This window comes from Flintibacter muris, from assembly GCF_943192995.1.
Classification (GTDB): domain Bacteria; phylum Bacillota; class Clostridia; order Oscillospirales; family Oscillospiraceae; genus Lawsonibacter; species Lawsonibacter muris.
Map to the genome: position 1 here is coordinate 1 of NZ_CALPCP010000081.1, position 6450 is coordinate 6450.

7 protein-coding genes and 1 pseudogene are annotated in these 6450 nt (G+C 57.5%); 1 reads left to right on the plus strand and 7 read right to left on the minus strand.

Annotated features, from left to right (window positions below; all coding sequences use genetic code 11):
• From NFS22_RS22830 to NFS22_RS22840, 4 genes and pseudogenes are all read right to left on the minus strand, one after another.
• A partial coding sequence (locus NFS22_RS22830; RefSeq protein ID WP_251319936.1) for a reverse transcriptase/maturase family protein occupies positions 1–821 on the minus strand: 821 nt, incomplete at its 3' end.
• A 101-nt stretch (positions 822–922) separates the two neighbouring features.
• A pseudogene (locus NFS22_RS24210) lies at positions 923–1150 on the minus strand (DUF6273 domain-containing protein); the annotation flags it as partial.
• A gap of 50 nt (positions 1151–1200) precedes the next feature.
• Positions 1201–1803 carry a four helix bundle protein gene (locus tag NFS22_RS22835; RefSeq protein ID WP_251319937.1) on the minus strand — a complete coding sequence of 201 codons (603 nt, stop codon included), beginning with the start codon at positions 1801–1803 and terminating at the stop codon, positions 1201–1203.
• 3 nt (positions 1804–1806) lie between these two features.
• Positions 1807–2220 carry a hypothetical protein gene (locus tag NFS22_RS22840; protein ID WP_251319938.1) on the minus strand — a complete coding sequence of 138 codons (414 nt, stop codon included), beginning with the start codon at positions 2218–2220 and terminating at the stop codon, positions 1807–1809.
• Positions 2221–2395: 175 nt separating this feature from the next.
• Here NFS22_RS22840 and NFS22_RS22845 point away from each other — a divergent pair, with 175 nt between their 5' ends.
• On the plus strand, positions 2396–3442 hold the full coding sequence (locus NFS22_RS22845; RefSeq protein WP_251319939.1) for an IS30 family transposase: 1047 nt from the start codon (positions 2396–2398) through the stop codon (positions 3440–3442).
• Positions 3443–3597: 155 nt separating this feature from the next.
• Here NFS22_RS22845 and NFS22_RS22850 read toward each other — a convergent pair whose 3' ends face one another.
• The 3 genes from NFS22_RS22850 to NFS22_RS22860 form a co-directional block, all read right to left on the minus strand.
• Positions 3598–4197 carry an IS30 family transposase gene (locus NFS22_RS22850; protein WP_251319940.1) on the minus strand — a complete coding sequence of 200 codons (600 nt, stop codon included), beginning with the start codon at positions 4195–4197 and terminating at the stop codon, positions 3598–3600.
• A 334-nt stretch (positions 4198–4531) separates the two neighbouring features.
• Entirely contained in the window at positions 4532–5983 is a 1452-nt protein-coding gene (locus NFS22_RS22855) for an FHA domain-containing protein (RefSeq protein WP_251319941.1), read from the minus strand.
• On the minus strand, positions 5980–6450 hold a 471-nt coding region (locus NFS22_RS22860; RefSeq protein ID WP_251319942.1), incomplete at its 5' end, for a PP2C family protein-serine/threonine phosphatase. The genes NFS22_RS22855 and NFS22_RS22860, both read right to left, overlap by 4 nt.

Consider the following 6450-nt stretch of genomic DNA (forward strand, 5'->3'; position numbering starts at 1 on the left):
GGAAAGATTGCCGTTTTCCCGTTCAGTTCCAATTTTAGGGCGTCCATCCGTCCCCGGATCAGTGCAAGGCACTTTTGCAAATGGGCCTTGTCCTCATGGATAATATAAAAATCATCCATATACCGGCCATAATACCGGGCGTGTAGCGTTTCTTTGATCCAGTGGTCAAATTCATCCAGATACATCAGGGCCAACAGTTGGCTTGTCTGGTAGCCCAGCGGCAGGCCGTCCGTGCTGTCGATGTAAGTACACATCAATTCAAATACCCGGTTATCCGCCACCCGCCGCCGAAGTTTCTGTTTCAAAATATCGTGGTCAATGCTGGCGAAAAAATGGTGAACGTCCGCCTTTAGGATCCACCCGTCCGCATAGTCCCATTGTTCCCTGGGCCGGAACGGGAGGCCGGCGGCCCTCCGGGCCGTTTCGTCACGGCCTTTCCGTTTCTGGAAATACTCCCGCATTTGTGCCCGCAGGCGGTCCAGTCCGACGTGCATACCCTTCCACACCTGGGAGGCGTGGCTTTCCTGAATAAAACTCCGGGTAATAGCGTCATACAGGATATTGTCCACAAGCGCGTGCTGCACCACCTTGTCCACAAATGCCGGGGCCTGCACAAGCCGCTTTTTCGGCTCATACACGAAAAAAGTTTCAAATTTGCTCGGTCTGTAATTTCCATTTAACAGGATCCGGGAAAGCCTTTCCGTACAGGCCAGGGCGTTGGCCTCATATTGGGCGGTCCCCTGTTTTTCCCGTTTTCCCACCCGTGCGATCTTGTACGCACTATATAGCACCTCAAAAGAACACAGTTCCTCATAGTTCATCTTATCCCCCTAGGGATATGTAGGACCCGGCGCGTTTCCCCGCCGGGTCCCCGTTCAGCCGGGGCGCCGCTGATAGCCGGCGGCACAAACGGCGGCCAGCGTCAGCGCCATGTGTTTATCCGCACCCCACGCGCAGGGCTTGGACGGGAAATGACCTCCTTTGATTGACGGGGCGCAGCGTTCGGCGTTTGCCTACTTGGTCTGGCGTTATCCATCAGAGCGGGCCGGACCCCCCAGGTGTTGGTACAGTTGTTGTTGTTGGCGTTGCCATTGGAATTGCAGTTCCACGCATTGGTGGCATTGTTCAGGTTCGGGGAGCGCAGCCACCAGTTGGTGGCGGTTGTAGGTCATACCCCAATATCACGCAGCAGCCGCCGCGTCATATCCTCATTTGCTGGCGGCCCTCCGCCGCCAGGATTTCACGCACCATTTTCACCATGGTGTCGCAGTCTGTCCTCTGGCGGCTGGCCAGAATTGCCTTGGCCCGCTCGGTGTCCTTTTTCAGCCAGGCCAGGCACATATATTTCACGTCCAGGATCCGCTTGGTCCATGTGCCCATCCGCTTGACGTCGGTATAACCCAAATCGTGGGCCAGTTCCACCAGCTGGAGCATTAGGCCACATTCATCAATAACGGCCTTGATCTCCCGCAGGCGGTCCTCCGGGTGGTCATTAAACCGGGTTTCATTGGCAGCGAATACGCCGCGCAGGATTGCCCTGGCCGCGTCCCGCAGGTCCTTGATCATGCCAAAACTCTCACTTTTGGGGAAATATGGGCGCTTTCGCTTTTTCTCCAGGCGCTCCGCCGTAGCGGTCAGGGTGGCCCGCATTTCCTCCAGCGTTGCCGCCGTGGCCATTTTCCGCATGACGGTGGCCACGTCCCGCACGTCCACCTTTTCGTCCGCGCCCGGTTTTGTTACCTGCCGGGTGTATTGGTATAGGTCTTTCGCCTTATTCCCCAGCACATACTCCTTTTCTGCCATGCGTTAAAACTCCACCCGTTTCATAGCCGCATTCCATACGCCAGTCACCAGCAGGCTGTCCATGTTGTCAAATGTCACGGTGAACGGGTTGCCGCTCACCTGGGTGCGGTACATCAATTCCAGCAGGGTCAGCCTGGCGTCCACCTCTGCCACAGCGTTTTCCACGCTGTCATTGTTGGCGGACACATTGGCCAGCTGCTCCCGGATCTCCGGGTGCGCCTCACTGTCCGCGTTGTGGGCCTGGAGGGTGCGGGCTATGAACTCCCGCAGATATGCCATAGTCACCACACCGGCGGCAGACACGCTCACGTCAAAACGGCCATTGTTTGTAATGCCGATCATGGCATACAGTAGCTTGCCGCGTTTCTTTTCGATCCGCAGGGCCAGACGATCCTTGTAGTCGTAGGCCCACGACATTTCAATACCGCGTTTCATAAGCAGAATTGAAAGCGGCAGCAGGTATGTGGCAGATTATGAAGTTACCACAATAGCGGACATTTTGGACGTTTCCGTGTTGTGGCTGCTGGGGAGAGAGTGAAACCGGCGTGGTATTGCACCGCGCCGGTTTTGTCATGCCATAAAGGAGGCTGCTATGAACCATAAAGGGAGCGGACATATCAAATGGGAGGACCGCCTGAAAATAGAGGGTGCCCTGCGGACTGGAGCAAAACCGCCGGAGATCGCCGCCATGCTGGGCAAGTGCAAAAAAACGATTTACAATGAACTGGCGCGGGGAATGTGCGTTCAGCAAACCAGCGAATACGAATTTGTGGAAAGATACTGTGCGGACGTGGCAGAGCGGAAATACCAGGAGAATTTGAGGGCAAAAGGGCCGGACATTAAGCTGGGGAAAGATTTTGCTTTTGTGGAGTACATAGAGGACCAGATCATAAACAAAAAGAGATCCCCCGGTGCGGCCCTGGCGCAAATCAAAATAGACGGGGAAAAGTTTGATACAGAAATCTGTGAAACAACCCTTTACAACTGGATTTATCGCGGTGACATTTTTATGAACTTGACAGAGGAGGATCTGCTATATAAAGGCGACCACCGGAAACTGGAGGACCGGGACCGCCAGAAACGGGCCAGGCCAGCAAAGGGGGACACCATCGAACAGCGCCCGGAGGAGGTCAACAGCCGGGACACGTTTGGCAACTGGGAAATGGACAGCGTTATGGGGTGCAAGGGAAGCAAGGCGGCCCTGGTGGTCCTGACCGAGCGGCTGACCCGCTACCCCGTCATTATCCGGGTGCCCGATCATACCATGGAAAGCGTGGTCCGGGCGCTGGACCGCATAGAGCGGCGCATGGGCGCAAAGTTCCGGGAAGTGTTCCGGTCAATCACGGTAGACAATGGGTGCGAGTTTCAGGACTGCCAGGGGATGGAACGATCCAAGCGGGCCAGAAAGCCGCGCACGAAAATTTATTATTGCCATCCGTATTCTGCCTATGAGCGGGGATCCAATGAAAACATGAACAGGATCATTAGACGGTGGTTTCCAAAGGGGACCAACTTCGACACCATCACGGCGGCGGAGGTGGCCATGGTGGAGGAATGGCTGGCCAACTATCCGCGCCGGATCCTGGGCTGGAAAACGCCGCAAATGCTTTATGATGAATACATGACCGTGGCGGCCTGACCAGCTGAACACGGGAAAACGACCAGGCCGGACGCCTCCAGGGCCGCCGGTCTATTCTTTGCGCCATCCTTGCACCGTCCGGGACCGCTGGAGGTGCAAAAACGGGGGCACCGCGCTGGCGGTGCCCCTCCACTTTTCGGGCTATTAAAAATTTTTTAGGACTTTTTGTAACTTAGTCTTGACATTTGGCAAATTTTTGTATGTTGGCGGAGCATACCATTTTGTTTCTCATTTGAGCCCCGCTCGCTGGAGCTGTACGGGTGGCAGTAGTAGACCGTCGTCCTCTTTTCCCCGGGACGGAGGCAAGATCGCTCCATACCTTCCACGTCCGCAAACTCGGAGCCGTTGTCGACGGTGATCGAACGAAACACGACCGGAAATAAAGCCCCGAGTTTCCGCTCCAGGGCGTCCAGCGCGGCGATGACGCTCGCCGTCTCCCCGTTCTTGATCTTTATATTTATTGGGTTTCGTGTGGCGCGTTCAGTTATTCCGAGGTCCCGCTCCAGGCTCCCGTCCTTTGCACTTAACACGGTATCCATTTCCCAATGTCCGTCCTCCTCTCTGGAGTTGACCGCTTTCGGTCGCTCCTCTATGCTCTTGCCCTTTGCGGATCGGGCGGCCCTGGGCTTTTCAGTTTTCTTTTTATCCTTCTTGTTTCGCTTGTGCGGGAGGTCCATGTTTGAGACGTGCGGGATCAGTCCCATATCTACATAGCGGTAAAGGGTCCGGGGCGAAATTTTGGTATCAAACTCCATCCCCTTAACCTCAATCTACCCGAGGGCGGCCTCAGGGGATTGGTAGTCGCCCTTGAGGACCTTCCCCAGCCAGGTAGATCGCCAATTTCGGGTCCTTTGCTATCTTCCACCCCGGGCCCTTGGTTGGGAAATTTTCCTCATACTTATTTTGAGCTATAGTTTATCAGCGTTTCCCCTCTATGTCAATTTCTATGCGTAAGTGAATAGCAGCAAGGGAGAGTCGGCCAGAAGACTGGCCATTCCTCGTGATAACAGAAAATCGATCATGGACAAGAGGACCTGGCGCTGGGAAACACAGATTTTACATAGCAGAAAACAAGGAAAAATGTTCCCGCTAAAATTTCAGACGAATTACAGTACTTCCCACTGTGACCTCATCTCCGCCGCGCAATCTCCGGGTCTTCTGAAGCCCCTCTCCGTTGATGTACGCCGCGCCGGAGAAATCCAGAGCCTCCACATATACCGCGCCCTCCACGGAAAAGAGCCGGACATGCCGGAGAGCTGCCTCACCGTCCTGTACCACAATATCGCAGAGCGGATCGGTACCGATAATCAACTCATCCCGCAATTCCAGCTCCTGCTGGCTCTGCCCACCGGCCAACCCTCCTCGCACCAGCTCCAAGCGCATATAGATGCCCCTCTGTTCCTCCTGCGGGACAGGGTCGGAAGCCGCTGGAGCGCTCCGCCTTTTTCGCACCAGAAGACCTGACACAGTGGCGATTCCCGCCACTGCGATAATTCCCACAATGATGGCCGGGGAAATCCCCTGAGATGAGGCAGAAGGATTGGCCGTGGAGGTGGAGCCGCCGCCTATTCCGTTCTGGGTCTGTGCTGGTGGCTCCGGCAGTTGAACGGGCGGCTGAACATCAGCCCCTGTTCCGCCCTCTCCAGTGAGCTTGGGCAGTTCCACTTGCCCTTCTGCCCGGCAGACCAGCTCGCTGCCAGCGGCAAAGGTCACAGACACCTGCTCCGTCCCACCCTCTGAGCTCAGGCCGGACAGATCAAAGCCGGTGACAAACAGCCTGCCGCTGTCCTCCGCCAGGGTGCTCCCGGCCTCTGCCGCCGGCACCTCTTCCATTATCTGATGGGAGCCTCCGGAAGCCTCCGCCAGCCGGCCCATACTGTCCAAGGCTTCCCGGTCGCCGCCCAGGCCCACGGAGTGAAGCATCACATCGGAGGCACTGACCCGCTCCAGCAGCTCCTCATAGGGCACGCCTCCTGTGGGGTCGTACTGCACCCCGTCAGACAGCACCACCATGCACCGCAGCTCGTTGCGCTGCCGGGGCAGCTCCTCAAAGTAATCCAGCCCCTGACTGATGGCGGTGTGGAGGCGGGTCACCCGCTCGTCAAAGGGGATCTTTTCCATCTCGCCGGACAGTTCCTCCGGAGAGACATCCTCCGCCCTGACCGTAAATGCGTCTCCGAAGGTAGCCAGAATAAATCGGGTGTTTTCCCCGCCGGACTGTGCCAGACTTCGAGCAAACTCCTCTGCCTCCTGACGGAAGGCGGGCATGGAGGTGGAGTTGTCCACCAGCAGCAGCCAGGTCACCGGAGCGCCCGCCTGGCGGACAGTCTCCAGCCGGCCGGCGGCGGAGAAGGTCTGTCCGCCCACCCTGGCCTCCGCCTTGGTGACAGGCTGCTCCATCCCGTCCATGGACACATAGGTGTACAGCGTGCCATCGTAGACAAAGGCCCGGACGATCTCCGCGCTGCCGGCAGCCAGAGCGCCGGTACACATAAGCCCCGCCAGCAGCAGGGCAAGGAATATGGATGTCAGCCGTCTCATAGCTCCTCCTCCGCAAACACAGTGATGAGGGAAAAGTTGTCGTTCCCCGGCGGGGTGCGGCGGATGTGGCGCAGGAGCATCCCCTCCGCCCACTGCCTTGGACTCTCCGCCTTCAGCAGGTCCGCCAGCATCTCCTCCTGGTAGACATACTCCCAAAAGCCGTCGGAGCACAGCAAAAAGGCGTCCCCCGGCCGGAGGCGGGCCTGGCCAGCCTCCGGCTTGCAGGGCATCTTCCCCAGCGCCCGCAATAAACTGGAGCGGTCGTCGTCGTGATAGACATCCATATAGGAGATCTCGCCGCCCAGATACTTCATATAGGTGACGGAGTGGTCCCGGGTCTCCTGAGCCAGCACCCCGCCGGAAAAACGGTAGAGCCGGGAGTCCCCCACATGGCCCCACACCGCCCGGTCCCCGCCGATGGACAGGGCCACGGCGGTGGTTTTCATCTCCTCCTGGCCGGGGACCTT